A 26926-nucleotide genomic window follows, 5' to 3' on the forward strand; every position below is an offset into this window, starting at 1 on the left:
CCCGCCAGCCAGGGCACTTGGCAACGGTCATGCGCGGGTCGTCGATCGGAGATGCTCCTCGAGCACGCAGGCGACGTGGCGCGCCTTGCGCCCGGCGCCGTCGGCGATCTGGTGCCGGCAGCTCGTGCCGTCGGCGATCACGTCGGCATCGGGCGCGTTGCGGATCGCCGGCAGCAGGCTCATCTCGGCCATCTGCATCGAGACCGCATGGTGCTCGGCTTCGTAGCCGAAGCTGCCGGCCATTCCGCAGCACGAGGTCTCGACGAGCGTCGGCTGCGCGCCGGGTATGAGCTTGAGCACGTCGAGCACCGGCTGCACGACGCCGAACGCCTTCTGGTGGCAGTGACCGTGTACCAGCAGCGGCCGCCTCGCCGGCGCGAGGTCGAGCGCGAAGCGGCCGGCGCGTGCTTCGCGCGCGATGAATTCCTCGAACAGCAGCGCCGCCGATGCGACCTTCTCGGCGGCCGCGCCGAACCCCATCACCGGGATCTCGTCGCGCAGGCTGAGCAGGCACGACGGCTCGAGGCCGACCACGGCGATGCCGCGCTCGGCGAACGGCAGCAGCGCGTCGACGAGGGCGCGCGCCTTGGCCTTGGCGCGATCCGGCATGCCGGCGGCGAGGTAGGTCCGTCCGCAGCAGAGCGGGCCGGCCGCCGGATCGCTCGCCACGTGCACCGCGTAGCCGGCGGCCTGCAGCACGCGCACCGCGGCGCGCGCGTTCTCGGTCTCGAAGTTGCCGTTGAAGGTGTCGACGAACAGCACCACCGACTTCTCGGCGGCGAGCGCGGCGTCGCGGTCGACCAGGCCGAGCGATGGGGCCACGCGCCGGAACGTGTCGCGGCGCCAGCGCGGCAGCGGGCGCTTCGCGGAAATGCCGAGCCAGCGCTCGCCGGCGCGGGCGAGGAAGCCGACCCGGTTGCGCAGGTTCGGCAGCCACGGCACCAGGCTTGCGGCGCGCGCGTAGTCCGGAAGGCCCGCGATCGCGCGATCGCGCAGCGTGTGGCCGTCGCGGGCCTTGCGGCGCGCCAGGTGCTCGAGCTTGAGCTTGGCCATGTCGACGCCGGTCGGGCACTCGCGCCGGCAGCCCTTGCAGCTGACGCAGAGATCGAGCGCCGCACGCACGGCATCGCCCTCGAGGCCGTTGTCGCGGGCGTCGCCCGGCAGCTGGCCCGAGATTGCCAGGCGCAGCGTGTTGGCGCGGCCGCGCGTCACGTGCGCCTCGTCGAGCGTCGCCCGGTAGCTCGGGCACATGGTGCCGGCGTCGAACTTGCGGCAGTGCCCGTTGTTGTTGCACATCTCGACGTGCTTGGCGAAGCCGCCGCTCGCGTCGCCGCCGCTGCCGGGCGCGCTCGACACCTCGGTCACCGGATCGGTCTGTACATTCCAGGCCGACCAGTCGAACACGGGCTGCAGCGCGATGGTCCTGTAGCCGGGCTTGAAGCGGAACAGGCTCGCGTCGTCCATCTTCGGCGGGTCGACGATGCGGCGCGGCGCCAGCAGGCCGATCGGGTCGAGACGATCCTTGATCGCGCGGAACGCATCGTCCACCTTGGGCCCGAACTGCCAGCGGATCCACTCGCCGCGGCACAGGCCGTCGCCGTGCTCGCCGCTGAACGCGCCCCTGTACTTGCGCACCAGCGTCGCCGCCTCCTCGGCGATCGCGCGCATCTTCGCGGCACCATCGCGCCGCATGTCGAGAATGGGGCGAACGTGCAGCGTGCCGACCGAGGCGTGCGCGTACCAGGTGCCGCGCGTGCCGTGACGTGCGAACACTTCCGTCAGCGCGTCGGTGTAGTCCGCGAGGTGCTCGAGCGGCACCGCGCAGTCCTCGATGAAGCTCACCGGCTTGCCGTCGCCCTTGACGCTCATCATGATGTTGAGGCCGGCCTTGCGCACCTCCCAGAGGGCCTTCTGCGCGGCCTCGTCGGGCATCTCGACCACCGCACCCGGCAGGCCGAGGTCGCCGACCAGCGCGACCAGCTCCTTGAGGCTCCGCAGCAGCGCCGCACGGTCGTCGCCGCTGAACTCGACCAGCAGGATCGCCTCGGGCGAGCCGATCAGCGCGCTCTCCATGGTCGGCCGGAAGGCCGGGTTGGCGCGCGCCAGCTCGATCATCGTGCGGTCGACCAGCTCGACCGCGGTCGGGCCGAGCTTGACCAGATGCTGCGCCGACGCCATGGCGGCGCGGAAGGTCGGGAAGTTGACGACGCCGAGCACCTTGCTGCGCGCGAGCGGTGCGAGCTTGAGCTTCAGGCGCTTCGACACCGCGAGCGTGCCTTCCGAGCCTACCAGCAGGTGCGCGAGGTTGACGCTGCCGTCGGCGGTGTACGGGCGCTCGCTCTGCGGGTCGAAGATGTCGAGGTTGTAGCCGGCGACGCGGCGCGCGACCTTCGGCCAGTGGGCGCGGATGTCGTCGCGATGGGCTGCGGCAAGGTCGCGCACGAACTCCGCGATCGCGCGTTCGGCGGCGCCGAGCTCGCCGAGCGGGCCGAGCGCGATCTCGCTGCCGTCGCTCAGCCAGGCGTCGATGCCCAGCACGTTGTGCACCATGTTCCCGTACGCGATCGAGCGCGAGCCGCACGAGTTGTTGCCCGCCATGCCGCCGATCGTGGCCTGCGCGCTCGTCGACACGTCGACCGGAAACCAGACGCCGTGCTTCTTGAGCTGCGCGTTGAGGTGGTCGAGCACGATGCCGGGCTCGACGTCGACCGTCATCGCGTCGAGGTTCACATCGAGCACCTTGCGCAGGTGCTTGCTCATGTCGACGACGAGCCCGCTGCCGGTGGTCTGACCACACTGCGAGGTGCCGCCGCCGCGCGAGAGCAGCGGCACGCCGACCTCATGGGCGATGCCGATCGCCGCCGCGACGTCGGCGGCGTCGCGCGGCACGAACACGCCGGCCGGCATCACCTGGTAGATCGATGCGTCGGTGGCGTAGCGGCCGCGCGAGCCGGCGTCGAACAGCACCTCGCCGCCGGTCTCGCGCGCGAGCCGCTCCGCGAGGCGGGCGACCTCGGCGGCACCCGGCGTCTCCGGGACCCGCTCGCTCGCCGCGCGGACCGGCGCCGCGCCGACCGGCGTCGCCGCCGCGGGCTTCAGCACCGCGCTCATGCGAGCCTCGCGGCGTCGCCGCGCGCGGCAAGCAGCTCGAGCACCGCGTCGCGCTTGTGGTCGAGGTGCTCGATCATCAGCCGGCGCAGCGCGGCACCGTCGCGCGCGCTCAGGCACTCGACCATGCGGTCGTGCTCGTCGACGGCGCGCGCCCACTTGGTCTCGTCGAAGTTGGAGCGGAAGCGCAGCGCCTGCAGCCGCGCGTTGACGGTGCGGTAGGTGTGCGTGAGCACCGCGTTGCGGGCCGCCGCGTTGATGTGGTTGTGGATGGTTGCGTTGAGGCGGTAGTAGGTCGGCAGGTCACGCCGCGCGTGCGCCGCGCGCATCTCGTAGTGCAGGGCGCGGATCTCGTTGAGCTCGTGATCCTCGATGCGCGCCGCCGCGAGCTCGCCGGCCTGCCCCTCGAGCCCGGCGATCACCTCGAAGGTGTCGATCACGTCCTGCGTCGAGAGCTGCGCGACCACCGCGCCGCGGTGCGGCAGCAGTTCCACCAGGCCCTCGGCGGCCAGCATCTTGATCGCCTCGCGCAGCGGCGTGCGCGACACCTGCAGCTGCTCGGCGAGGGCGCGCTCGTTGAGCTTGCGGCCGGGCTCGATGAGGCCTTCGACGATCAGCTGGCGCAGGCGCGAGCCGACCTGCTGGTGCAGCACCTCGGGGGCGATGGAGACGATGTTGGCCATCGGCGACAGGCCTTTTGTATGCAAAGTTGAAGAAGGTGTTTGCAGGCATCATAGAGTGATTGCCGCTTGACAACCACGTTTTGCATGCAAAACTGGCCGGCATTCAGGAGATTCCATGTTCGCGCTCGACCAGCATCCCAGCGGCCGCCACTTCCTGCAGATCCCCGGCCCCAGCCCCGTGCCCGACCGGATCCTGCGTGCGATGAGCCTGCCCACCATCGACCACCGCGGGCCCGAGTTCGCGGTGCTGGGAAAGACGGTCCTCGACGGCATCGGGCGCGTGTTCCAGACGCGCCACCCGGTCGCCATCTACCCGGCGTCGGGTACCGGCGCATGGGAGGCCGCGCTCGTCAACGTGCTGAGCCCCGGCGACGCGGTGCTGATGTTCGAGACCGGCCACTTCGCGTCGCTCTGGCACCGCATGGCGCTGCGCCTCGGGCTCGCGCCCGAGTTCCTGTCGGTCAAGGGCACCGACTCCGACACGGGCCTGCCGAACGCGTGGCGGCGCGGCGTCGACGCCGGGCTGATCGAGGAGCGCCTCGTCGCCGACCGCGAGCACGCGATCAAGGCGGTGTGCGTGGTCCACAACGAAACCTCGACCGGTGTCACCTCCGACATCGCGGCGGTACGGCGCGCGATCGACGCCGCGCGCCATCCGGCGCTGCTGATGGTCGACACGATCTCGGGGCTGGCCTCGGCCGACTACCGACACGACGAGTGGGGCGTCGACGTGGCCGTCAGCGGGTCGCAGAAGGGGCTGATGCTGCCGCCCGGCATCAGCTTCAACGCGCTTTCGCCGCGCGCGCTCGAAGCGTCGAAGTCGGCGCGCCTGCCGAAGGCGTTCTGGGCCTGGGACGAGATCGTCGAGATGAACCGCGGCGGCTACTGGCCCTACACGCCGAACACCAACCTGCTGTATGGCCTTGCCGAATCGCTCGAGATGATCCTCGGCCAGGGGCTGGAGGCGATCTTCGCGCGCCATCAGCGCTGGGCCGCCGGCGTGCGCACGGCGGTGAAGGCGTGGGGCCTGCCGATCCAGTGCGCCGATCCGGCGGTCTATTCGCCGGTGTTGACCGGCGTCGTCACGCCGGTCGGCGTCGACGCCGACGCCCTGCGCAAGCTGATCCACGATCGGTTCGACCTTTCGCTCGGCACGGGTCTCGGCAAGGTCAGGGGCCGCATGTTCCGCATCGGCCACCTCGGCGACTGCAACGACCTCACGCTCGTCGCCGCGCTCGCCGGCGTCGAGATGGGCTTCAGGCTCGCCGGCGTCGCCACCGCGGCGAGCGGCGTCGAGGCGGCGATGGCGTATTTCGCCGCGCATCCCGCCGCAACCCCACTGCAAAGCGCCGCCTAGACGGCGCCGCCATCGTTTCGAGACCGGAGGAGACATCCATGGACAGACGAACCATCCTGAAGGGAACCGCGGGCGCGGCGACCGCACTCGCATTCCCGTATATCCGTGCGCAGTCGTGGCCGACCGCACCCGTGCGCATCGTGGTCGGCTTTCCGCCGGGCGGCGGCACCGACGCGCTCGCCCGCGTGGTGGGGCAGAAGCTCACCGGCATGTGGGGTCAGCAGGTCATCGTCGAGAACAAGGCGGGCGCGGCCGGCGTCATCGCCGCCGAGTACGTGGCACTGCAGCCGCCCGACGGCAACACGCTGTTGATGGCGCACATCAACAGCCACGCGCTCGCGCCGAGCCTGCAGCCCAAGCTGCGCTACAACGCCGAGCGCGATTTCGTGCCGATCGTGCTGGTCGGCGTGACCCCGAACCTGCTGATCGCGAACCCGGCGCTGCCCGCGAAGACCGTGCGCGACGTCGTCGCGATGTGCAAGGCGCAGCCGGGCCGCGTCAGCTTCGGATCGGCCGGCGCCGGCTCGGCGCAGCACCTGGCGCTCGAGATGTTCAAGCTGCAGGCCAGGGTCGACGCGCTGCACATTCCGTACAAGGGAAGCGGGCCTCTGCTCACCGACCTCATGGGCGGCCAGATCAACTACAGCTTCGAGACGATGACGGCGGCGACGCCGCACGTGAAAAACGGCAAGGTCGTCGCGATCGCCCAGACTCGGCTCAAGCGCGCCAAGGGTCACCCGAGCGTGCCGACGATGCAGGAGGCGGGCTTCGAGGGTTTCGAGGCAACCACCTGGTATGGGCTCGCGGGCCCGGGCAAGATGCCGCAGGCCATCGCCCAGAAGATCAACGCCGACGTCAACACCGTGCTCGCGATGCCCGACGTGCAGGAGCGCCTCGACACCTACGGTGCCGAGGACGGCGGCGGCTCGAACGATAAGTTCGCCCAGTTCATCCGCAGCGAGATCGCCAAGTGGGCGAAAGTGGTGAAGGAGGCCGACGTCAAGGTCGACAGCTGAGGCGTCGACGCCGGCGCCCGCTCACGGCCAAGGCGCGGGCGGGCCGGCGTTCGTGCGGCGCGGCGGGTGGCTGCGCCCGCGCAGCACCTCAGCCGACGGCTCGCGTGTCCTCGATCAGGCGGCCGTCGTCGGGAAGGCTGCCCGGCGCGACGATGGCGACTTCGCCGCGGAGTCGGGTGACGTCGCGGATCGTTTCGGCCACGCGCTCGGCCAGGTCCGCCGCGTCGCCGGCGCCTGGGTCGAGCTCGATGTCGAGCCGCATGCGATCGTCGGCCAACGTGCCGGCGACCACCAGCCGGCCCTTGCGCACCGCCGAGTGGCGACGCAGCACCTCGGCGACCTGGCTCGGGTGCACGAACATGCCGCGCACCTTCGCACTCTGGTCGGCGCGGCCGAGCCAGCCACGGATTCGCGTGTTCGTGCGACCGCTCGGGCAGGCGCCGGGCAGCACCGCCGACAGGTCCCCGGTCGCAAAGCGGATCAGCGGGTAGTCGGGGTTCAGGACCGTGACCACCACCTCGCCGATCTCGCCGTCGACCACCGGCGTGCTGCCGCCCGGCTCGACGATCTCGACGATCACGTCCTCGTCGAGCACGAGGCCTTCGCGGGCCGAGGTCTCGTAGGCGACGAGGCCGAGGTCGGCGGTGCCGTAGCTCTGGTAGGCATCGATGCCGCGCGCGCTCAGCCAGTCGCGCAGCGCGGCCGGGAACGCCTCGGCGCCCACCGACGCCTTGGTGATCGAGCCGATGTCAGTGCCGCTCTCGGCCGCCTTGTCGACGATCAGCTTCAGGAAGCTCGGCGTTCCGGCATACGCGTCGGGGCGCAGGTCGGCAATGGTCTGCACCTGCAGCTCGGTCTGACCGATCCCGGCCGGAAACACCGTGCAGCCGAGCGCGCGCGCGCCGCTCTCGATCATCGCCGCGGCCGGCGTGAAGTGGTAGCTGAACGCGTTGTGCACCAGGTCGCCAGCCTGGATCCCGGACGCGCGCATCGCACGGCCCATGCGCCAGTAGTCGCTCGCCGCACCTTCGGGCTCGTAGATCGGGCCGGGTGATGCGAACACGCGCCCGGCGCGCCGCGCCGGGGCGTGCGCGGCCCCGATGCCCAGCGTCGCGAAGCCACCGAACACGTCGCGCGCGCGCTCGGCGCGCTGGCGCTCGGCAAGCGCGCGCTTGCGGGTGAGCGGAAGCATCGCCAGCGCGGCGCGCGAGGCAACCGAGGCGGCGTCGACGCCGCGCAGCAGCTCGGCATACGCCGGTGCCTGCGCCTGGGCGACCGCGACCAGCGCCGAGAGGCGCGACATCAGCTCGGCTTCGCGCAGCTCGGGCGCGCGCGTCTCGCGCGGGTCGAGCAGCGCATCCGGCGAGGGCGCGCGGGGCGAGGCGCCCGGCAGTGGTTCGCTCATCGCGTCACTCGTCGTCGAGCGCGGCCGCGCGGCGCCGGGCGTCGTCGACCAGCTTGCGATGCTCGGGCGGCGTCGCCAGCGGATAGCGGTCGAACCCCGCGCCGCCGGCCTTCTTCATCTCGGCCCACACCTGCCCGGCCTCCGCCTGCAGGTTGATGAACGACGCGCCGCGCACGGTGAATGCGCCGGGGCGCGCTTCGCGCACGCCCTTGATCTCGCGCAGCTGGCGCAGCAGCGGCAGCAGGGTCTTGAGGGTGTCGTCGTCGGGGCGTGGCATGCGGGATCCTCTGGTCTGACCGATGGGCGCTCAGGCGAGCCAGCGCTTGCGCCGCTTGTAGCTCTTGACGTCGCGGTAGCTCCGCCGCTCGCTGCCGCCGGTGCCGAGATAGAACTCCTTGACGTCCTCGTTCTCCCGCAGCATCGCCGCGGGTCCATCCATCACGACGCGGCCGCTCTCGAGGATGTAGCCGTGGTCGGCGTAGCGCAAGGCCATGCTGGTGTTCTGCTCGGCCAGGAGGAAGGTCACGCCTTCCTTCTGGTTGAGGTCGCGCACGATCTCGAACACCTCTTCGACGATCTGCGGCGCGAGTCCCATCGACGGCTCGTCGAGCAGCACCATCTTCGGGTTGGCCATCAGCGCACGCCCGATCGCGCACATCTGCTGTTCGCCGCCCGACGTGTAAGCCGCCTGCGAGGTGCGCCGCACCTTGAGGCGCGGGAAGTAGCCGTAGACCTTCTCGAGCGTCGCCGCGACCGCGGCCTTGCCGTCGCGCCGCGTATAGGCGCCGGTCAGCAGGTTCTCCTCGATGCTCAGGTGCCCGAAGCAGCGCCGGCCCTCCATCACCTGGATCACGCCGCGCTCGACCATGTCGGCGGTGCTGAGCCGCTCGATGCGCTCGCCGGCCAGCGCGATCGAGCCCTTGGTGACGGCGCCGCGCTCGCCGGCGAGGAGGTTGCTCACCGCTCGCAGCGTCGTCGTCTTGCCGGCGCCGTTGCCGCCCATCAACGCGACGATGCGGCCCTCGGGCACCTGCAGCGAGACGCCCTTGAGCACAAGGATCACGTGGCTGTAGATCACCTCGATGCCGTTGACGTCGAGGAGGATGGAGGTGGCGGTCACGAGCGGAGCCCCCGGCCGGCCGCGAAGCGGCGCGCATCGACCGACATTTCGGACAGCTCTGCTGCCTCAGCAAAGGCGCGTGCGGGCAGGTCGCGACGCGCCTCGAGAGCGCCGAGGCGCGCAGGGCTCGTGGCCGAGCGCAAAGCGCGACTCGTCATCTGACTCGGCGCGGATGTCTGAGCGGAGAGAGCGCAGCGAACGCAGCGAGTTCCGCGCCGCGGCCACGAGACCGAGCACCGCAGGGGAGTCGGTGCGCAGCACCGACCGCCCCGACGAAGCGGCGCGGCCTGCCCGCACGCGCCTTTGCCGCTCGCTCGCTCGCGCGGCGGACGACGGAGCACCCGGGCCGACCCGCACACGCCGCTGCCGCTCCGCTGCTCGCGCGACATGCCGACTCAGCTCTGGCAGTCCGCCGGCGTGCGCCGCGTCAGCTTCTTCTCGGCCACGTAGCGGTCCGCCGCCGCCTTGACCATCGGCTTGAGGATCTGCTCGTCGGCCTGGATGAAGTCGGACGTGAAGTTCCACTTCGAGCCATCCCACGTGTGGACGCGCGCCCACGTCGAGCCCATGTGGTCGGCGCACGAGGTCGAGAGCGGGCGCATCACGCCGGCGAAGCCGAGCGCGTCGAGCCGCTTCTGGTCGAGCGCGAGGTTCTCGAGGCCCCAGCGCACCTGCTCGCCGGTCATGACCTTGCCCTTGCCGAAGCGCTCCTGCGCCCGCCGGACGGCCTCGATGCTGAGCATCTGGATGATCATGCCGCGCGTGTAGAGCACCGAGCCCACCTCGTCGCGCGGGCCGGTGCCCTGGCCCTTGTCGTGCACGTACTTCAGGATGTCCTGCACCGCCTTCGGCTGCTGGCCCGAAGTGTTGAGCGCGAGCGCGTTGTAGCCCCTGGCGCCTTCGCCGACGTCCTTCACGTCGGGCTCGGCGCCGGCCCACCACACGCCGTACATCTTGTCGCGCGGGTAGCCGGTGGCCTGCGCTTCCTTGAGCGCGGTCGAGTTCATCACGCCCCAGCCCCACAGCAGCACGTAGTCGGGGCGGCTCTGGCGCACCTGCAGCCAGGTCGCCTTCTGCTCGACGCCGGGCGCCGTGACCGGCAGCAGCTGCAGGTCGAAGCCGTGCATGCGCGCGCGCTCCTGCAGCAGCGGGATCGGCTCCTTGCCGAACGGCGAGTCGTGATAGACAAGGGTGATCTTCTTGCCCTTGAGCTTGTCGAGGCCGCCTTCCTTCTTGCCGATGTGCTGGATCAGGATGTCGGCGCCGGTCCAGTAGCTGCCCATCAGCGGAAAGTTCCACTTGAACGCCAGGCCGTCCTGCGCGGCCGAGAGGCCGTAGCCGAGGGTCATCAGCGGGATCTTGTCGGCCGGCACCTTGTCGGTCAGCGCGAACGTGATGCCCGTGGCCTGCGGGTCGAACAGCGACGCGCCCCTGCCCTTGAGGCGCTCGTAGCACTCGACGCCGCGGTCGGTGGCGTAGCCGGTCTCGCACTCCTCGAACGTGAGCTTGACGCCGTTGATGCCGCCGTCGCGCGCGTTGACCATCTTGAGGTAGTCCTGCTTGCCGTTGGCCCATGGCGTGCCGTTCGGCGCATACGGGCCGGTGCGGTAGACCAGCAGCGGGAAGAACTGCTCGCGTGCCTGCGCGAAGGCGCTGGACGCGGCGCCGATGCCCGCGGCCGCGCCGAGAACGACCGCGCCGATCGCTGCGGCCCGCCATGTGCTGATCAGTTTCATGCTGGTCTCCTGATGAATCGCACGCGCCGGTGCGTGGTTGAAGGCGTGAACTCGGTGCCTCAATGCGGGAACGGCCACAGCCGCAGCTTTTCCTTGGCGGTCGACCAGAGCCGTGCGAGGCCATGCGGTTCGACGATCAGGAAGAAGACGATCAGCGCTCCGAAGATCATGAATTCGAGGTGCGACGCGGTCGCCGTCGAGAGCGGGACGCCGAGCGCCTGCGGCACCTGGCTCAGCACGAGCGGCAGCACGACCATGAAGCCGGCCCCGAAGAAGCACCCCATGATCGAGCCGAGCCCGCCGATGATCACCATGAAGAGCAACTGGAACGAGCGGTCGATCGAGAACGCGGCCGGCTCCCACGAGCCCAGGTGCACGAAGCCCCACAGCGCGCCCGCGACGCCGACGATGAACGAGCTCACGGCGAACGCGGTGAGCTTGGCGTGGATCGGCCGGATGCCGATCACCGCGGCGGCGACGTCCATGTCGCGGATCGCCATCCACTCGCGGCCGATCGCGCTGCGCACCAGGTTCTTCGCGAGCAGCGCGAACAGCACGACAAACGTCAGGCAGAACAGGTACTTGCGCACCGGCGACTCGATCGAGAAGCCCGCGACGGAAAGCCCGGCGACGCTGACCGAGCCCGACGCCGAGTGGTTGGTGAACGCGGGGATGCGCAGGAACGCCCAGTCGGTGAAGAACTGCGCCGCGAGCGTGGCGACCGCGAGATAAAGGCCCTTGATGCGCAGCGACGGCACCCCGAACAGCACGCCGACGGCGGTCGACGCGAGTCCGCCGAGCAGCAGCGCCGCCACCAGCGGCATGCCGTCGATGCGGACCATCAGGTTGTAGGCCGCATAGGCGCCGATCGCCATGAACGCCCCGGTGCCGAGCGAGATCTGGCCGCAGTAGCCGACCAGCACGTTCAGGCCGAGCGCGGCGAGCGCGAGGATCAGGAACGGGATCAGGATCGCGCGGAACAGGTACTCGGGGGCGGCGAGCGGGACCACGACGAAGGCGAGCGCGAGCAGCAGCACGATCGCGAGCCGGTCCTGGCGGACCGGGAAGATCTGCTGGTCGGCCTCGTAGGAGGTCTTGAACTGGCCGTTTTCCCGGTAGATCACGCGGCACCTCGCGATGATCGGTCGGGCGCGGCACGCTCGGCTCGACTTCGCCGAGCGACGTCGATCGCCGTGAGATCGTCGATCGCTTTCATACGCGATCGATGATCTTCTCGCCGAACAGCCCCTGCGGCCGCACCAGCAGGAACACGAGCGCGAGCACGTAGGCGAACCAGATCTCGATGCCACCGCCGAGGCTCGGGCCGAGATAGATCTCGGAGAGCTTCTCGCCGACGCCGATGATCAGGCCGCCGACGATGGCGCCGGGGATCGACGTGAGCCCGCCGAGGATCACGACCGGCAGCGCCTTCAGCGCCACGAGCGACAGCGAGAACTGCACGCCGAGCTTGGAGCCCCAGATGATCCCGGCGACCAGCGCGACGATGCCGGCGACCGACCAGACGATGACCCAGATGCGGTCGAGCGGAATGCCGATCGACTGCGCGGCCTGGTGGTCGTCGGCGACCGCGCGCAGCGCGCGGCCGGTGCCCGTCTTCTGGAAGAAAAGCGCGAGCACGGCCACCAGCACGGCGGCGATCAGCGCCGCCGCGAGGTCTTCCTGGTTGACGAGCACGCCGCCCTGGAACGCCTTCTCGAACAGGAAGATCGGATCCTTCGGCAGCCCGACGTCGATCTTGTAGATGTCGTTGCCGAACAGGGTCTGGCCGGCACCCTCGAGGAAGTAGGTGATGCCGAGCGTGGCCATCAGCAGCGTGATGCCTTCCTGGTTGACGAGGCGCCCGAGCACCAGCTTCTGCACCAGCCACGCGAGCCCGACCATCAGCAGCGCGGCCGCCGCGAACGCGAGCAGGTTCGCGACGAGCTTGCTGTCGATGCCGGTGAGCCTGGGGCTCCATTCGGCAAAGCGCGCCATCGCGAGCGCGGCGAACAGCACCATCGCACCCTGCGCGAAGTTGAAGACGCCCGACGCCTTGTAGATCAGCACGAAACCGAGCGCGATCAGCGCGTAGAGCATGCCGACCATGAGGCCGCCGAACAGCGTTTCGAGGAACGGGCCCATGGTCAGCGTGGTGCAGTGCGGTGTGAGCGGCGCGGCATGGCAGCTCTCAGTGCGCGGTGCCGAGGTACGCGCGGATCACGTCGGGGTTGCCGCGCACCTCGGCCGGCGTGCCGTCGCCGATCTTGCGCCCGTAGTCGAGCACGACGACCCGGTCGCAGAGATCCATGACGACCCCCATGTCGTGCTCGATCAGCACCATGGTCGTCCCGAACTCGTCGTTCACGTCGACGATGAAGCGGCTCATGTCCTGCTTCTCCTCGACGTTCATGCCGGCCATCGGCTCGTCGAGCAGCAGCAGCGACGGCTCCATCGCAAGCGCACGGCCGAGGTCGACCCGCTTCTGCAGGCCGTAGGGAAGGCGGCCGACGGGCGTCTTTCGGTAGGGCTGGATCTCGAGGAAATCGATGATCTCCTCGACCGCGCGCCGATGCGCGATCTCCTCGCGGTTGGCTGGCCCCCAGCCGAACGGCAGCCGGAACGCCTGCGCGAAAAGGCTGCTCCTCATCTTCAGGTTGCGCCCGGCCATGATGTTGTCGAGCACGCTCATGCCCTTGAAGAGCGCGAGGTTCTGGAACGTGCGCGCGACGCCCATCTGGGCAACCGAGCGCGGGTCGAGGCGGTGGAACGCGCGCCCGCGCAGGCTGATCGAGCCGCTCTGCGGCTGGTACACGCCGTTGATGCAGTTGAGCAGCGAGCTCTTGCCGGCACCGTTGGGCCCGATGATCGCGCGGATCTCGTGCTCGCGGACGTCGAAACCGATGCCGGTGAGCGCCTTGACGCCGCCGAACGCGAGGCTCACGTCGCGCACGTCGAGGATCACGTCTCCGATGCGGCGCACGCCGGGTGCGGGCGGCGCGGCTCCGGGCGGCAGCGTCGCGGCACCGGCCGAATGGTCGGTCCATGCGCCCGCGTCGTCCCGGGCGCGTGTCGGCGCGTCCACCTGCGGCGCGCCCGCTCCGTCGCGCAACGCCGCCGACGCGCTCATGCGGCGCGCTCCAACGCAGGATGGACGCGCGCATCGACGATCTGCAGGTCGGCGGCGACGCGGCCGCGCCGGCCGTCCTCGAACGTCATCTCGGTCTCGACGTACTGGCTGCTGCGGCCGTCGTAGAGCGCGTCGACCAGCACCCGGTAGCGTTCGCCGATGAAGCCGCGCTTGACCTTGCGGGTGCGCGTCAGCTCGCCGTCGTCGGCGTCGAGCTCCTTGTGCAGCACCACGAAGCGGCTGATCTGGCTGCCGGCGAGCTTGGCGTCGGCGGCGAGGTCGGCGTTGACGGCGTCGACGCATTCGGCGACGAGCTGGCGCACCTCGGGCTTCTGCGACAGCTCCACGTAGCCGGCGTACGGCAGGTTGCGTCGCTCGGCCCAGTTGCCGACCGCCTCGAAGTCGATGTTGACGAACGCGCAGACGCGGTCGCGACCGTCGCCGAACGCGACCGCCTCCTTGATGACCGGGAAAAACTTCAGCTTGTTCTCGACGTATGTCGGCGCGAACAGCGCGCCGTCGTAAGGGCCGCCGCGCAGGTGGCCGACGTCCTTGGCGCGGTCGATGATCTTGAGGTGCCCCGATGCATCGAGGAAGCCGGCATCGCCGGTGCGGTACCAGCCATCGCCGCCCAGCACCTCGGCGGTCGCCTGCGCGTTCTTGTAGTAGCCCTTCAGCAAGCCCGGCGAGCGCACCAGGATCTCGCCGCTCTCGGCGACGCTGAGTTCGACGCCTTCGATCGGCACGCCGACGGTGTCGGCGCGCGCCTCGCCATCGGGCTGCAGGCAGACGAACACCGCGGTCTCGGTGGACCCGTAGAGCTGCTTGAGGTTGATGCCGATCGAGCGGTAGAACGTGAAGAGGTCGGGCCCGATCGCTTCCCCCGCGGTGTAGGCGACGCGCACGCGGCTGAAGCCGAGCGAATTGCGCAGCGGTGCGTAGATCAGGGCGTCGCAGAGTGCGTACGCGAACCGATCGGCGATGCCGACGGGCTTGCCGTCGAGCTTGGCCACGCCGACGCGGCGCGCCAGCGCCATCGCGTGGCCGTACAGCCAGCGCTTGAGCCGGCCGGCGTCCTCCATGCGGATCGTGACGCTGGTGAGCAGGCCTTCGAACACGCGCGGCGGCGCGAAGTAATAGGTCGGACCGATCTCCTTGAGGTCGATCGTGACCGTACTGGCCGACTCGGGGCAGTTGACGACGTAGCCGCAGGCGAGCCACTGCGCGTACGAGAAGATGTTCTGCCCGATCCACGCCGGCGGCAGGTAGGCGAGCACCTCCTCGTTCCCGGTGAGGCGGTCGAACGCGGCGCCGGCGCGCGCGCGGTCGATCAGCGTCCCGTGCGTGTGCACCACGCCTTTCGGGTTGCCGGTGGTGCCCGATGTGAAGAAGAGCGCCGCCACGTCGTCGGCGCCCGTCTTGGCGACCTCCGCGTCGATGAAGCCCGGCTGTGCCGCGACGAACGCGCGCCCGGCGGCGATCAGCTCGTCCAGCGACCGAAGCCCCGGCTCGCGGTAGTGGCGCAGGCCGCGCGGGTCGTCGTACCAGACGTGAGCGAGCAGCGGGCACTGCGGACGCACCTCGAGCAGCTTGTCGACCTGCTCCTGGTCCTCGACCACGGCGAACGCGACTTCGGCGTTGGCGATCGGGAACACGAACTCGGTGGCCGCGGCGTCCTGATAGAGCGGCACGGGGATCGCACCCAGGCACTGCGCGGCGAGCATCGACGCGTAGAGGCGCGGCCGGTTTTCGCCGATCACGACGACGTGCTGCCCGCGGCGAACCCCCGCGTGCGCGAAGCCGCCGGCGACGTGACGCACCAGCTCGGCGAGCTCGCGCCACGTGAGCGTCTGCCAGATACCGAACTCCTTCTCGCGCAGCGCCGCCGCCTTCGGCCGGCGTGCGGCGTGCTCGAACAGCAACTGCGGAAAGGTGGTGGGCACGGTCGTCGATCGGTTCCGGTGCGTGACACGCCGACCCGGGGTCGGCGAAATCAATGTAAGAACAACTTTGACGCCGGGTTGTCGTTCTGACGACAATTCGAGGGTCACTCCCCTCCGGTCTTTCCCGCGTGGAACGTTCGTCGCCGAAGCCGACCCTGGGCACTGCCGGCGTCTCTGCAGCGGGACGCGCCGCGGCAGGCGCAGGGGCGTCGGCGGGCGCCCCGATCGCCACCACCTCGGCGGCGGCGCGGCCATCCCCGGGCTCGCTGCTGCAGCGCGCCCGTGCACCGACCGCCGACGAGCTCGCCGACATCGCCTGGCTGCGCGCGCTCGACGCCGACGAGCGTGCCGTCGTCGTCGATGACCTCAAGGTGGTGTCCGTCGAGGCGCGGGAGCTGCTGTGCCGTGCCGGCAAGCCGGTGACCTACTGGTTCGGCGTCGTCGACGGCCTGCTGAAGATGAGCAACGACACCGCGCTCGGCGTGCCGATCACGCTGATCGGGCTGCCGCCCGGCGGCTGGTTCGGCGAGGGCACGCTGATCAAGCGCGAGGCGTACCGCTACGACATCCAGGCGCTGCGCCGCAGCGTCGTCGCCGGCCTCGGCGTCGAGACCTTCCACTGGCTGCTCGACCGCAGCCTGCCGTTCAACCGGTTCATCACCCAGCAGCTCAACGAGCGCCTCGGCCAGTTCATCGCCGCGCGCGAGATCGACCGGCTGTCGAACCCCGATTCACGCGTGGCGCGCGGCCTCGCGGCGCTGTTCCACCCGGTGCTCTACCCCGGCGTCGGCAGCCTGCTGCGGATCACGCAGCAGGAGCTCGGCTACCTGGTGGGCCTCTCGCGCCAGCGCGTCAACGAGGCGCTGCGTGCACTGCAGGCCAGCGGGTTGATACGCGTCGAGTACGGCGGCGTGAGCGTGCTCGATCTGGACGGGCTGCGCCAGCACCGCTAGCCGCGGCGCGCTCAGGCGCGGCGCAGCGGGTTGCTCACCCCCGACGCCACGTGCCCGGCCGGCACGTGCAGCAGGGCGCTTTCGATGTGTCCGGTCTGGTCGTCGAAGAAGAAGTCGGGCTCGAACTCGCGCAGGAACGCGCCCTTGTCGAGGCCGCCAAGGAACATCGCCTGATCGACGTCGATGTTCCAGTCCATCAGGGTGCGGATCGCGCGCTCGTGCGCCGGCGCGCTGCGCGCGGTGACGAGCGCCGTCCGGATCCGCATGCCCTGCGACGGCTCCTGCTGCAGGCGCTGCAGCGCGAGCAGGAGCGGCTTGAACGGCCCGGCCGCGAGCGGGGTGTCGAAGTGCGCGCTCTCGTGCGCCTGGAAGGCATCGAGGCCGCTCGCCTGGTAGACCCGCTCGGCCTCGTCCGAGAAGATCACCGCGTCGCCGTCGAAGGCGATCCGCACCTCGTTCGGATGCGCGTCCGACGCGCGCGCGGCCTGCGGGAACACGCGCGCCGCCGGCACGCCGGCTTCGAGGGCCGAGCGCACGTCGGCCTCGTTGGCCGACAGGAACAGGTTGGCGTTGAGCGGCTTGAGGTAGCGCCACGGCGACTCGCCGCGCGTGAACACGCCGCGCTGCACGCCCATGCCGTAGGCGTGCGCCGAGCGGAACACGCGCATGCCCGAGACCGGGTCATTGCGCGACAGGATCACGACCTCGACGCGCGGCCCGAGCGAGTTGAACGCCAGCAGCTTCTGCACCAGCGAGAACGCGACGCCCGGCTTGGCGGTGACGTCGAGCCGCTCGAGCTGCAGCTGCATGTAGGCACGGTCGTCGTGCGACTCGAAGTGCTCGTTCTCCTCCTCGAAGTCGAAGAGGGCCCGCGACGAGATCGCGACGACGAGCTGACCTTCGAGGCTGGCGGGCATCGAACGATGATAGGGCGGGGCGCGGCGCCGCCCGGCGCCGTCACATCGCCTTGAAGCGCTGCGCGTGGAGCCGGCTCACCTCGATGCGATCGGGCCGGCCGCGCAGCTGCAGGCGCACCCGCCCCGACTCGTCGCGCAGCACACGCTCGATGGCCGATGCGCGCACCACCGCGCCGCGGTGCACCTGCCAGAACCGGTTCGCGTCGAGCCGGCCGATCAGCTCCTTGAGCGGCGTGCGGATCCAGTGCTCGGCGTCGGTGGTGAGCACGCGCACGTACTTGTCGGCGGCCTCGAACGCGATCACGTCGTCGATCGACACCATGCGCAGCGACGCCGTCGCGGCGGCGCCGGGCTCGGCGACGGTGACCCATTGCAGCGACGGCTCGGTGGAGCCCGCAGCCCCCGGCAGCAGCGCGCGCAGCTGGTCGAGTGCGGCCTCGAGGCTGCCGCCGCCGTCGCGCTGGCGTGCCAGCGTCTCCTGCAGGCGAGCGACGGTGCGCGCGAGGCGCGCCGGCTGCACGGGCTTGAGCACGTAGTCGACCGCGTGGGCGTCGAACGCCTGCACCGCGTAGGCGTCGTAGGCGGTCACGAACACGAGCGCCGGGAACGGCCGCGCCGCATCCCAGGCGTCGGCGAGCGCGGCGGCGGCGTCGAGGCCGTCCATGCCAGGCATGCGGATGTCGAAGAACAGCACGTCGGGCTGACGCGCGAGCGCCTCGCGCACCGCCGAGGCGCCGTCGCCCACGATGGCGACGACGTCGAGCGCGGGCCACGCGCGCGCCAGCTCGGCGGCGAGCGCTTGCGCGAGCAGCGGCTCGTCCTCGGCGATCAGCGCGGTCGGCCGGGGTTCGTTCATGGCGTCGCGGACGGGCCTGCGGCGAGGCGCCAGGTCGCGGTGGCGCGCACGCCGCCGCCGGGGCGCTCGGCGAGGTCGAGCCGGGCGTCGTCGCCGCACAGGGTGGTCAGGCGCTCGCGCACGTGCGAGAGGCCGAAGCCCGAGCCGCCGCTCGCCGCCGCGTCCGAGAGACCCTCGCCGTCGTCGTCGACCGTGAGCACCAGCCACTCGACGCCGTCGCGCGTGTCGGTGCGTGCGCCGACCTCGATGCGGCCGCCGGCGACGCGCGGCTCGAGGCCATGGCGCACGGCGTTCTCGACCAGCGGCTGCAGGAGCAGCGTGGGCACCGGCACGTCGGCCAGCGCCGCGGGCAGGTTCAGCTCGTAGGCGAGACGCGGTCCCATGCGGATCGCGATCAGCTCGAGGTAGCTGCGCAGGCGCTCGTATTCGGCCGCGAGCGGGTGGGTCGCCGCGCGCGACGCCTTGAGCGTCGCACGCAGGAACGCGTTCAGCTCGTCGAGCATCGACTGCGCACGCACCGGGTCGCTGCCGATCAGGGCGCGCAGGTTGGCGAGCGTGTTGAACAGCATGTGCGGCTCGAGCTGCGCCTCGAGCAGCTTGAGGCGCGCCTCGGTCGCCTGGCGGCGCGCCTCGACCATCTTGGTCTCGAGGTAGGCCGCCTTGCCACGGCTGTAGAAGTAATAGATGCCCACGAGCCCGGCACACACCGTGACGAGCAGCGACACCTGCATGTGGTTGCGCGAGTGGGTGTTGTCCCACGACGACCAGCCAAACCAGGCATCGGCGATCACGGTCCCGACGAGATAGCCGCCGAGGATCGATCCGGCGACCAGCGCGCCGCTGCGCCAGCCCGTCGGCCATCCCGTCTCCGCGCTCGACCGGAACAGATGCCGGCCGAGATCGGACAAGGCCCAGGTGACGCCGCCGATCGAGAGCGAATAGACCAGCGGCACCTGGTAGCCGCGCGGGTTGGGCAGCAGCACGGCGAGCACCGCCGCGATCGCGAGGCAGAACGCGATCAGCTGCAGCAGATGCCGCAGCTTGCTGACCCAGTCGATCGGCGCCACGCCTCAGCGGCCGTCGCGGTCGCGCTCGAGGCGCTCGAGCTCGCGCTGCACCATGCGCTCGCGCAGCGCGCTGCCGCCGCCCAGCAGCCAGATCGACGCGCCGTGCAGGGCCAGGCCGAGGCCCCAGCCGAGCAGCGGGAACATCGTGAACCGGCGGTCGCCGAAGGCGTGCTCCGACGCCAGGAAGAGGCCCAGGTTGACCAGCACGTAGACGGTCGCGTGGATGTACCAGCCGAGCTTGCCGTTGGCGCGGCGCCGCGCCAGCTGTTCCATGTCGTGCGGGGTGAAGGTATTGGCCATGGCGAGATCCATTATCCGAGGAGGTGTTGGACGAAGAAGGCGGCGATGCGGGCGTGCACCGCCGGCACGTCGCGGCGATCGAAGCCGGGCGGGTCGGCGAGCAGCGCCCGCGCCGCGGGCGGCAGTTGCGGCGGCATCGGCGACAGCAGCGCGCCGTGCCCGCCTTCGGGAAGATCCGCGAGCAGTGTGCAGCGGCTCGCGCAGGCGCGGCGCAGCACGTCGCCGTGCAGCGCCGGCACCAGCCAGCGGTCGTGGCGTGCGGCGACGATGCCGACCGGCACCTGCAGCGCGGCGAGCGATCCGGGGTCGAAGCTGTTGACGTGCGGCATGGCGGCGACAACCACGGCGATGCGCGCGTCATGGTGCTGCTTCGGCACGGCGTCGTCGAAGCGCCACTGCAGCACCCAGCTCGCGAGCGTCGTCTTCACGGCGTCGAAGGCGTCGCCGCGCAGCGCGGTGGCGAGGCCGACGCAGGCCGGGAAGTCGTCGCGCATGTGAACGCGGCAATGCGCGGCGAAGCGGGCCGGCGACCAGCGCGCACCGGCGAGGACGAGCGCGGCGTGGCCGCCCGCCGAAAAGCCGAACACGCCGACGCGGTCGAGCTGCAGCAGACGGGCGAAGCGCGCGTCGGCCGCGACCGCGTCGACGGCGGCCGAGACTTCGGCGGGCCGGGCGGTCCAGCTCTGCGGGCCGACGGCCGAGGTGTCGCGGTGGTTGTCGCCGGCATGCTCGGGCAGCGCCACGGCGAAACCGGCGCTGACCAAGGTGCGCGCAAGGTCGCTGTGCGGCCACGGCGAGCCTCCGGAGCCGTGCGAGATCACCACCAGGCGACCGTTGCCGGCGGCCGGCAGCCCGTCGGCGGCGAGCTGCATGCGGAACGGGCCGCGCACCACCTCGGTGTCGGGCGTCGTCGACGGATAGAACAGCGTGACGGGCGCGGCGCCCCAGTGCGTTGCCGAGATCGTGGTGAGCCCGACGCCGGCCTCGGCGCTGGCGCTGCCGACCAGCGCGCCGGCGGCGGCGAGCCCGGCGGCGACGCGACGCGCCGACACGGGGCGCGGCGTGGCGCCGCGCGCCAGCCGCCAGAGGCGCAGGGCGAGGCCGGCGAAGCAGCCGCTGAAGATGCCGAAGGCGGCGCCGGCGCTCGTCTGCAGCAGCGGCGACGTCGCGAGGCCGGGCTGCCAGCCCAGCGCTGCCGCCGTCACGTAGCGGCTCGCGAACAAGGCCAGCATCAAGGCGAGCGGGGCGGCGGTCGCCGGAAGGTGCCAGAGCCCGGTCGCGGCGTCGTAGCGGGTGCCGGCCGCGACCTGACCGCGGCCGAGCGTCGTCGCCAGCGCCGCGAAGGCGATCGCCCACGCGGCCAGCGCCGGCAGGGCGATGCCGAAGCTGCCGACCAGCGCGGCCAGCGAGCCGGCGCTCATCAGCACCGGCCAGACCAGCACACGGGCACGCCCGGCGCTGCCGGCGCGCAGGCGGCGTCCGCCGAGCACGACCAGCGCCGCAAGGACGAGCCAGACGTACATCGGCGTTGCAGCCAGGATGTGCCCGACGGGGATGCCGCTCACGAGCGCGGCGAGCTTGCCGCCGAGATAGCGGTTCGGCAGCAGCGTGAAGCCGCCGGCGACGAGGCAGCCGCCGACGTAGACCGAAAGCATCAGCCGGCGATGCCGCACGATGTCGCGGCGCACGGCGGCGCGGATGCCGAACCAGAGCGTGATCAGCACGGTCGGCACCAGCAGGTGGATCGGCGTGTAGCCGGCGACGTTCGGCAGGCGGAAGTCGCGGATCGCGATCGCGCTGAGCGCGGTCGCCAGCATCAGTGCGACCCAGACGCGGCCGGCGTGGCGATGCAGCGCCGGGCGCATGCGGCGCCCGAGCCGGGCCCACAGCGCGAACGGTCCGAGCACCGTCGCACCGATGGCGGTGGTCATGTGGAAGGCGATGAGCGGGGTGAGTTGCACGGCGGTCTCCTTCAAGCGAGGCGCCATGCTGCGAGAGGGCCCCGCACCGCGCGAGCGCGCTGCGACGAACTGCAGGAAGCGGGAGCGAACCGCCGCTGGGAAGGCGTGAACGGCGGCGGAAGGCGCGCCGTCTGGCCCGGCGCAGCGTGCGTGAAGCCGTGCGGACCTGGCGCCGGTGCCCGGTGAGCTGCGGAGACCCAGATGTGCCGCGTCGCGCGACGCGGACTGACCGCCGGGTGAACCGCCGGCGCGCGCTCGAGACGCGCGCTACTTGACCCAGGTGTTGAGCTGGATGATCGGCAGCAGCACCGCCAGCACGATCATCAGCACGACCGCGCCCATGCCGACGATCAGCAGCGGCTCGAGGATGGTCGCGATCTGGAGGGCCCGGCGCTGCACCTCGGTGCCGAGCTGGCGCGCGCTGCGCTCGAGCATCAGCGGGAGCTGGCCGGTCTGCTCGCCCAGGCGGGCGAACATCGAGAGCAACCCCGGGAAGCGCTTCTTGCCGGCCAGCGCCGACGCGAGCGGCGCGCCTTCGCGCACCTGCACCAGCGCGTCGAGCGCGTCGGCGCGCATCGCCCGGTTCGACAGCGTCTCGGCGGCCGCCTGCAGGGCCTTCAGGATCGGCACGCCGGCGCTCGCCAGCATCGCCAGCGTGGACGCGAAGCGGGCGGCGTTGTAGCCGCGCGAGAGCCGCCCGATCAGCGGCAGGCGCAGCCAGCCGGCGTCGAAGCTCTTGCGGAAGTCGTCGTTGCGCAGCAGCAGCATCAGCGTGCCGACCACCACGGCGATGCCGAGCGCGAGCGCCCAGCCCCACTCGCGCAGGAAGGCGCTGATGGCGAGCATGGCGACGGTGAGCGCCGGCAGCGCGCGCTTGGAGGTGGTGAACACGGTCGCGACCTGCGGCACCACGTAGGTGACCAGGAAGACGACGATGACGACCGCGATCATCGAGACGATCGCCGGGTAGAGGGTCGCGCCGATCAGGCGGCCGCGCAGCTGCTGGCGGTCTTCGAGGTCGTCGGCGAGCCGTTCGAGCACGTTGCCGAGCGCGCCGCTCTGCTCGCCGGCGGCGACCACGCCGCGGTAGACCTCGTCGAACTCGCGGCCGGCGGTGGCGAGGGCGCGCGCGAACGGCGAGCCGGCGTTCACCTCGCTGCGCAGGTGCGCGAGCAGCTCGCGCTGCTTCGGGTCCTCGGCCTCGTCGCCGAGCGCGGTGAGCGCGCGCTCGAGCGGCAGCCCCGACCCGACGAGGCCGGCGAGCTGGCGCGTCCAGATCGCGAGGCCCGTCGAGTTGAAGACACGCCGCCGCAAGCCGCCGCCGCTGGTCGGCTCGGCGCTGCCGGCCGACACCGGCGCGACGTTGAGCGGCACCAGCGCGCGGGCGCGCAGCTGCGAGCGCGCGGCGCGCGCGTTCTCGGCATCGATGAGGCCGGTGGTCGACCGGCCGCCGGCGTCGAGCGCTTCGAAGCGATAGGCGGGCATGGCGTCAGGGCAGGTTCAGGGCGCGCTCGATGGATGGCGCGCGCGGCGGCACGCCGTCATTCGCGCGTCACGCGGATCACTTCCTCGGGCGAGGTGATGCCCTCGCGGACCAGCCGCTCGCCGTCCTCGCGCATCGAACGCAGGCCGGCGCGCCGGCCGGCCTCGGCGATCTCGGCCTCCGAGGCGCGGTTGTGGATCAGCTCGCGAACCTCGTCGTTGACGATCATCAGCTCGTAGACGCCGGTGCGGCCCTTGTAGCCGGTGCTGCCGCACTGCGGGCAGCCGACCGGGTGGTACTGCCCCTGCGCGTCGACGCGGCGGCACGCCGGGCAGAGCTTTCGCACCAGGCGCTGCGCCAGCACGCCGATCAGGCTCGACGACAGTAGGAACGGCTCGACGCCCATGTCGACCATGCGGGTGACGGTGCTGGGCGCGTCGTTGGTGTGGACGGTCGCGAGCACCAGGTGGCCGGTGAGCGACGCCTGGATCGCGATCTGCGCGGTCTCGTAGTCGCGGATCTCGCCGATCATGATGACGTCGGGATCCTGCCGCAGGATCGCGCGCAGCGCCTTCGCGAACGTGAGGTCGATCTTCGCGTTGACCTGGGTCTGGCCGATGCCGGCGAGCTCGTACTCGACCGGGTCCTCGACCGTCAGCACGTTGGTGCTCGCGGTGTCGACGCGGCCGAGCGAAGCGTAGAGCGTCGTCGTCTTGCCCGAGCCGGTCGGGCCGGTCACGAGCACGATGCCGTGCGGCTGCTGCACCAGGCGGTCGAAGCTCGCCAGCACGTCGCCGCTCATGCCGAGGCCTTCGAGCGTGAACTTCGATTCGCTCTTGTCCAGCAGACGCAGCACGGCGCGCTCGCCGTACGACGACGGCAGCGTCGAGACCCGCACGTCGACCGCGCGGCCGCCGATGCGCAGCGAGATGCGGCCGTCCTGCGGCAGGCGGCGCTCGGCGATGTCGAGCTCGGCCATGATCTTCAGGCGCGAGATCAGCGCGGCGTGCAGCGCCTTGTTCGGCTGCACCACCTCGCGCAGCGTGCCGTCCACACGAAAGCGCACCGAGCTCGAGCGCTCGTACGGCTCGATGTGGATGTCGCTGGCGCCGTCCTTGGCGGCCTGCGTCAGCAGCGCGTTGAGCATGCGGATGATCGGCGCGTCGTCCGAGGCCTCGAGCAGGTCCTCGATCGCGGGCAGCTCCTGCATCATCCGCGACAGGTCGACCGCGCTCTCGACCTCGCCGATCACCACCGCGGCCGACGACCCGCTGCCCGCATAGGCGGCGGCGATGCGGTCGGCGAGCGTCGCCGCGGGCTCGCGCTCGAACGCGTCGACGTCGTAGCGGCGCATCACTTCCGAGAGCGCCGGCAGCGAGGCCGACTCGCTCGCCCACAGGACGAGGCGCGAGCCGTCATCCTCGAGCAGCAGGGTGTTGGCCTTGGCGTAGGCGTAGGGCAGGGGATGACGGGCACCCATGGCGGTTCCTCAGTTGCGCTCGATGCGCGGCGGCAGCGTGGTGGCGTTTGGAACCGGGCGTGCCGGCAGCGGCGTCGCCTCGGGCAGCGGCCGTGCCGGTACCGGCGCGCTGGTCGCGTCGGCATTGCCGCGCGCGCGCGGCAGCGCGTTCTCGAGCGGCTTCTGCGGCGGGTTCAGCGAGTTGGTCGTGTCCTCGACGCTGCCGAGCGGCGGGATGACCGGCGATTCGCTGATCGGCAGCATGCGGTTCGGCTTCGGCTGCTGGTCCAGCTGCGATTGGCGGATCAGCTGGTAGCGGTCGAGCGAGAGCTGGTTGGTGCTCGGGGCGTCGCGCATGACCACGGGGCGCAGGAACACCATCAGGTTGGTCCGGCGCTTCGACCGGTCCTCGCTCCGGAACAACCCGCCGACGTACGGGAGGTCGCCGAGCAGCGGAATCTTCGACTGGTTGGAGGTGTAGCTGTCCTCGATGAGGCCGCCGAGCACGATGATCTGGCCGTCGTCGACGACGACGTTCGACTCGATCGAGCGCTTGTTCGTGGTCGGTCCGGCGTTCGACGTGCCCGGTGCCACCTGCGACGAGAGGCTCGACGACTCCTGGAAGATCGTCATCCGCACGGTGCCGTCCTCGCCCACCTGCGGCTTGATGCGCAGCGTGATGCCGACGTCCTTGCGCTCGATGGTCTGGAACGGGCTCGTGGTGCCGGTGCCGGTGTTGGTGAACTGCCCAGTCACGAACGGCACGTTGCTGCCGACGATGATCTTGGCTTCCTCGTTGTCGAGGGTGATCAGGTTCGGCGTCGAGACGATGTTGGTGTTGGTCTGGCTCTGCAACACGCGGGCGACGGCCGAGAGGCCGTAGAAGCCCCCGTAGTTGCGGATGAGACCGATGTTCAGGCCCTCGCCGATTCCCGCCGCTGCCTGCGCGGCCCCTTGCACGGTGCCGCTGATCACACCGCCCGTCAGGCCGATGATGTTGTTGCCGCTGGCGCCGCCGACGTTGAAGTTGGTGCCGCCGACGCCGATGTACTTGTCGCTCCCGTTGCCGAGCAGCCCTTGCCACTGGAAGCCGAAGTCGGCGGCGTTGTCGCCGCTCACCTCGACGATCATGCTTTCGATGTAGACCTGGGTGCGGCGCGAGTCGAGCTGGTCGATCATCATGCGCACCTGCCGGTAGAGCGGCTCGGGCGCGGTGATGATCAGCGAGTTGGTCGCCGGGTCGGCCTGCACGAAGCCGCCGGTCGACGGGGCTGCCGACGGCGTGACCGGCGAGGCCGCGCCGCTGGTGCCGCCGGGCGCGGTCGAGGTCGCGACCGCAGTGTTGGCGCCGCCGGCGAACCCGCTGACCGCGCCGCCGGCGCTGCCGAGGTTGCCCGGCAGGCCGCTGCCGCCGAGGCCGCCGCTCGCGCCGCCGCCGGCCGACTGGCTGCCGCCGGCCGCGAACGCCGCCCGCAGCACCGTCGCGAGCTTGGTCGCATCGGCGTTCTTGAGGTGCACGACCCAGATGTTGCCGGTCGCCGCCGCGCCCTCGAGCGGGCGGTCGAGGCGCTCGACCAGGTTGCGCACGATGGTCATTCGCGCGGTATTGGTGGTGCGCACGATCAGCGAGTTGCTGCGCGGGTCGACGAAGATCGACACCCCGCCGCCGACCGCACCACCGGTCGCACCGGGTGGCAGGCCCGGCACCGTGGCAGCGCCGCCGCCTTCGCCGCTCAGGCGCTGGACCAGCGGCGCGATGTCGGCCGCGATCGCGTAGCGCAGCGGCATCACCTCGATGTCGCCGGTGCTCGGCGAGTCCATCGCGGCGACGATCTTGGCGATGCGCTGCAGGTTGTCGGCGTAATCGGTGATGACCAGCGAGTTGTTGCCGATGTTCGCGTTGATCGTGTTGTTCGGGCTGATCAGCGGACGCAGCACCGGGACCAGGTTGTTCGCGTTCTCGTAGTTGAGCTTGAAGATCTGCGTGATCACCTGGTCGCCGCGCCGCGCGACACCGCCGACCGACACCGTGCCGGCCTGCAGCTTGGCGTCGGCTTCCGGCACCACCTTGAACAGCCCGCCCACCTCGACCACGGTGAAGCCGAGGCCGCGCAGCGCGGCCAGGAAGTTGTAGTACGCGTCGCGCGGGCTGAGCGGCTCCTCGCTGAACAGCGTGATGGTGCCGCGCACGCGCGGGTCGACGATGAACTGCTGGCGCAGGATCGCCGACATCGCGCGGGCGACGCCCTCGATCTCGGCGTTCACGAAGTTCAGCGTCACCGGCTCGCCGCGGAAGCGGTTGGCGGCCGCCGGTTGCGCGAACGCGGCCGGTGGCGGCAGCATCGCGAGACACAGCACCCAAGCCGGCAGGGTTGCCGCGTGGCGGCGCGCCGCACGCAGCGCGGCGGTCAGGGTGTTGGCGGGATGGTTCATTC

The 26926-nt window shown here is 71.1% G+C and carries 21 protein-coding genes; 3 read left to right on the plus strand and 18 right to left on the minus strand.

Features of this window, described 5'->3' with window-relative positions:
- Positions 1–27: 27 nt before the first annotated feature.
- Positions 28–3111 (minus strand): FAD-binding and (Fe-S)-binding domain-containing protein, encoded by a 3084-nt coding sequence (locus HQN59_RS07430; protein WP_176067699.1) that lies wholly within the window; start codon positions 3109–3111, stop codon positions 28–30.
- Positions 3108–3791, minus strand: coding sequence for a GntR family transcriptional regulator (locus HQN59_RS07435; protein ID WP_176067701.1), 684 nt, complete (start codon positions 3789–3791; stop codon positions 3108–3110). Before HQN59_RS07435 ends, HQN59_RS07430 begins: the two co-directional genes overlap by 4 nt.
- A gap of 115 nt (positions 3792–3906) precedes the next feature.
- Here HQN59_RS07435 and HQN59_RS07440 point away from each other — a divergent pair, with 115 nt between their 5' ends.
- Both HQN59_RS07440 and HQN59_RS07445 read left to right on the plus strand, forming a co-directional pair.
- Positions 3907–5148, plus strand: coding sequence for a pyridoxal-phosphate-dependent aminotransferase family protein (locus HQN59_RS07440; RefSeq protein WP_176067703.1), 1242 nt, complete (start codon positions 3907–3909; stop codon positions 5146–5148).
- A 38-nt stretch (positions 5149–5186) separates the two neighbouring features.
- On the plus strand, positions 5187–6164 hold the full coding sequence (locus HQN59_RS07445; protein ID WP_176067705.1) for a Bug family tripartite tricarboxylate transporter substrate binding protein: 978 nt from the start codon (positions 5187–5189) through the stop codon (positions 6162–6164).
- 88 nt (positions 6165–6252) lie between these two features.
- Here HQN59_RS07445 and HQN59_RS07450 read toward each other — a convergent pair whose 3' ends face one another.
- The 8 genes from HQN59_RS07450 to HQN59_RS07485 all read right to left on the minus strand — a co-directional run bounded on the left by HQN59_RS07450 (position 6253) and on the right by HQN59_RS07485 (position 15495).
- The gene (locus HQN59_RS07450) at positions 6253–7569 is read right to left on the minus strand and encodes a phenylacetate--CoA ligase family protein (RefSeq protein WP_176067707.1); all 1317 of its coding nucleotides are present in this window, start codon (positions 7567–7569) and stop codon (positions 6253–6255) included.
- 4 nt (positions 7570–7573) lie between these two features.
- A complete protein-coding gene (locus HQN59_RS07455; protein WP_176067709.1) occupies positions 7574–7846 on the minus strand; it encodes a hypothetical protein in 273 nt (90 codons plus the stop codon).
- A gap of 30 nt (positions 7847–7876) precedes the next feature.
- Entirely contained in the window at positions 7877–8689 is an 813-nt protein-coding gene (locus tag HQN59_RS07460; RefSeq protein WP_176067711.1) for an ATP-binding cassette domain-containing protein, read from the minus strand.
- A 395-nt stretch (positions 8690–9084) separates the two neighbouring features.
- A complete protein-coding gene (locus HQN59_RS07465) occupies positions 9085–10425 on the minus strand; it encodes an ABC transporter substrate-binding protein (protein ID WP_176067713.1) in 1341 nt (446 codons plus the stop codon).
- Positions 10426–10484: 59 nt separating this feature from the next.
- Positions 10485–11549, minus strand: coding sequence for an ABC transporter permease subunit (locus HQN59_RS07470; protein ID WP_176067715.1), 1065 nt, complete (start codon positions 11547–11549; stop codon positions 10485–10487).
- A gap of 88 nt (positions 11550–11637) precedes the next feature.
- Entirely contained in the window at positions 11638–12567 is a 930-nt protein-coding gene (locus HQN59_RS07475; protein WP_176067717.1) for a branched-chain amino acid ABC transporter permease, read from the minus strand.
- 46 nt (positions 12568–12613) lie between these two features.
- Complete coding sequence (locus HQN59_RS07480; RefSeq protein WP_176067718.1) at positions 12614–13552, minus strand: ABC transporter ATP-binding protein; 939 nt, start codon at positions 13550–13552, stop codon at positions 12614–12616.
- Complete coding sequence (locus HQN59_RS07485; protein WP_176067720.1) at positions 13549–15495, minus strand: AMP-binding protein; 1947 nt, start codon at positions 15493–15495, stop codon at positions 13549–13551. Before HQN59_RS07485 ends, HQN59_RS07480 begins: the two co-directional genes overlap by 4 nt.
- A 224-nt stretch (positions 15496–15719) precedes the next feature.
- On the opposite strand from HQN59_RS07485, the gene HQN59_RS07490 reads away from it, so the two are divergent.
- Positions 15720–16448, plus strand: a complete 729-nt coding sequence (locus tag HQN59_RS07490; protein ID WP_176068427.1) for a helix-turn-helix domain-containing protein — start codon at positions 15720–15722, stop codon at positions 16446–16448.
- 11 nt (positions 16449–16459) lie between these two features.
- On the opposite strand, the gene HQN59_RS07495 is transcribed toward HQN59_RS07490, so the two are convergent.
- From HQN59_RS07495 to gspD, 8 genes are all read right to left on the minus strand, one after another.
- Complete coding sequence (locus tag HQN59_RS07495; protein ID WP_176067722.1) at positions 16460–17365, minus strand: 5'-nucleotidase; 906 nt, start codon at positions 17363–17365, stop codon at positions 16460–16462.
- A gap of 40 nt (positions 17366–17405) precedes the next feature.
- Positions 17406–18221 (minus strand): LytR/AlgR family response regulator transcription factor, encoded by an 816-nt coding sequence (locus HQN59_RS07500; protein WP_176067724.1) that lies wholly within the window; start codon positions 18219–18221, stop codon positions 17406–17408.
- Positions 18218–19288 (minus strand): histidine kinase, encoded by a 1071-nt coding sequence (locus HQN59_RS07505; RefSeq protein ID WP_176067726.1) that lies wholly within the window; start codon positions 19286–19288, stop codon positions 18218–18220. The genes HQN59_RS07500 and HQN59_RS07505 overlap by 4 nt, the downstream gene beginning before the upstream one ends.
- A gap of 3 nt (positions 19289–19291) precedes the next feature.
- Positions 19292–19588 (minus strand): 2TM domain-containing protein, encoded by a 297-nt coding sequence (locus tag HQN59_RS07510; protein WP_176067728.1) that lies wholly within the window; start codon positions 19586–19588, stop codon positions 19292–19294.
- Between the two features lie 11 nt (positions 19589–19599).
- Positions 19600–21549: a DUF6622 family protein gene (locus HQN59_RS26765; protein ID WP_342451149.1), complete on the minus strand. Its 1950-nt coding sequence runs from the start codon at positions 21547–21549 to the stop codon at positions 19600–19602.
- Positions 21550–21816: 267 nt separating this feature from the next.
- Positions 21817–23034 (minus strand): type II secretion system inner membrane protein GspF, encoded by a 1218-nt coding sequence (gene gspF / locus HQN59_RS07525; protein ID WP_176067730.1) that lies wholly within the window; start codon positions 23032–23034, stop codon positions 21817–21819.
- Positions 23035–23090: 56 nt separating this feature from the next.
- On the minus strand, positions 23091–24512 hold the full coding sequence (gene gspE, locus HQN59_RS07530) for a type II secretion system ATPase GspE (RefSeq protein ID WP_176067732.1): 1422 nt from the start codon (positions 24510–24512) through the stop codon (positions 23091–23093).
- A gap of 9 nt (positions 24513–24521) precedes the next feature.
- Positions 24522–26924 (minus strand): type II secretion system secretin GspD, encoded by a 2403-nt coding sequence (gspD, locus tag HQN59_RS07535; RefSeq protein ID WP_342451150.1) that lies wholly within the window; start codon positions 26922–26924, stop codon positions 24522–24524.
- Positions 26925–26926: the final 2 nt, after the last annotated feature.

Origin of the sequence: Rhizobacter koreensis (assembly GCF_013366375.1) — a bacterium.
GTDB classification, from domain to species: Bacteria; Pseudomonadota; Gammaproteobacteria; order Burkholderiales; family Burkholderiaceae_C; genus Schlegelella_A; species Schlegelella_A koreensis.

What these genes read in the sequence shown, in the direction of transcription:
- HQN59_RS07450 (WP_176067707.1), bottom strand. Translation starts at nt 7,569, where the DNA reads ATGAGCGAACCACTGCCGGGCGCCTCGCCCCGCGCGCCCTCGCCGGAT.
- gspF (WP_176067730.1), bottom strand. Translation starts at nt 23,034, where the DNA reads ATGCCCGCCTATCGCTTCGAAGCGCTCGACGCCGGCGGCCGGTCGACC.
- HQN59_RS07465 (WP_176067713.1), bottom strand. Translation starts at nt 10,425, where the DNA reads ATGAAACTGATCAGCACATGGCGGGCCGCAGCGATCGGCGCGGTCGTT.
- HQN59_RS07440 (WP_176067703.1), top strand. Translation starts at nt 3,907, where the DNA reads ATGTTCGCGCTCGACCAGCATCCCAGCGGCCGCCACTTCCTGCAGATC.
- HQN59_RS07510 (WP_176067728.1), bottom strand. Translation starts at nt 19,588, where the DNA reads ATGGCCAATACCTTCACCCCGCACGACATGGAACAGCTGGCGCGGCGC.
- HQN59_RS07500 (WP_176067724.1), bottom strand. Translation starts at nt 18,221, where the DNA reads ATGAACGAACCCCGGCCGACCGCGCTGATCGCCGAGGACGAGCCGCTG.
- HQN59_RS07435 (WP_176067701.1), bottom strand. Translation starts at nt 3,791, where the DNA reads ATGGCCAACATCGTCTCCATCGCCCCCGAGGTGCTGCACCAGCAGGTC.
- HQN59_RS07475 (WP_176067717.1), bottom strand. Translation starts at nt 12,567, where the DNA reads ATGGGCCCGTTCCTCGAAACGCTGTTCGGCGGCCTCATGGTCGGCATG.
- gspE (WP_176067732.1), bottom strand. Translation starts at nt 24,512, where the DNA reads ATGGGTGCCCGTCATCCCCTGCCCTACGCCTACGCCAAGGCCAACACC.
- HQN59_RS07480 (WP_176067718.1), bottom strand. Translation starts at nt 13,552, where the DNA reads ATGAGCGCGTCGGCGGCGTTGCGCGACGGAGCGGGCGCGCCGCAGGTG.
- HQN59_RS07455 (WP_176067709.1), bottom strand. Translation starts at nt 7,846, where the DNA reads ATGCCACGCCCCGACGACGACACCCTCAAGACCCTGCTGCCGCTGCTG.
- gspD (WP_342451150.1), bottom strand. Translation starts at nt 26,924, where the DNA reads ATGAACCATCCCGCCAACACCCTGACCGCCGCGCTGCGTGCGGCGCGC.
- HQN59_RS07495 (WP_176067722.1), bottom strand. Translation starts at nt 17,365, where the DNA reads ATGCCCGCCAGCCTCGAAGGTCAGCTCGTCGTCGCGATCTCGTCGCGG.
- HQN59_RS07445 (WP_176067705.1), top strand. Translation starts at nt 5,187, where the DNA reads ATGGACAGACGAACCATCCTGAAGGGAACCGCGGGCGCGGCGACCGCA.
- HQN59_RS07430 (WP_176067699.1), bottom strand. Translation starts at nt 3,111, where the DNA reads ATGAGCGCGGTGCTGAAGCCCGCGGCGGCGACGCCGGTCGGCGCGGCG.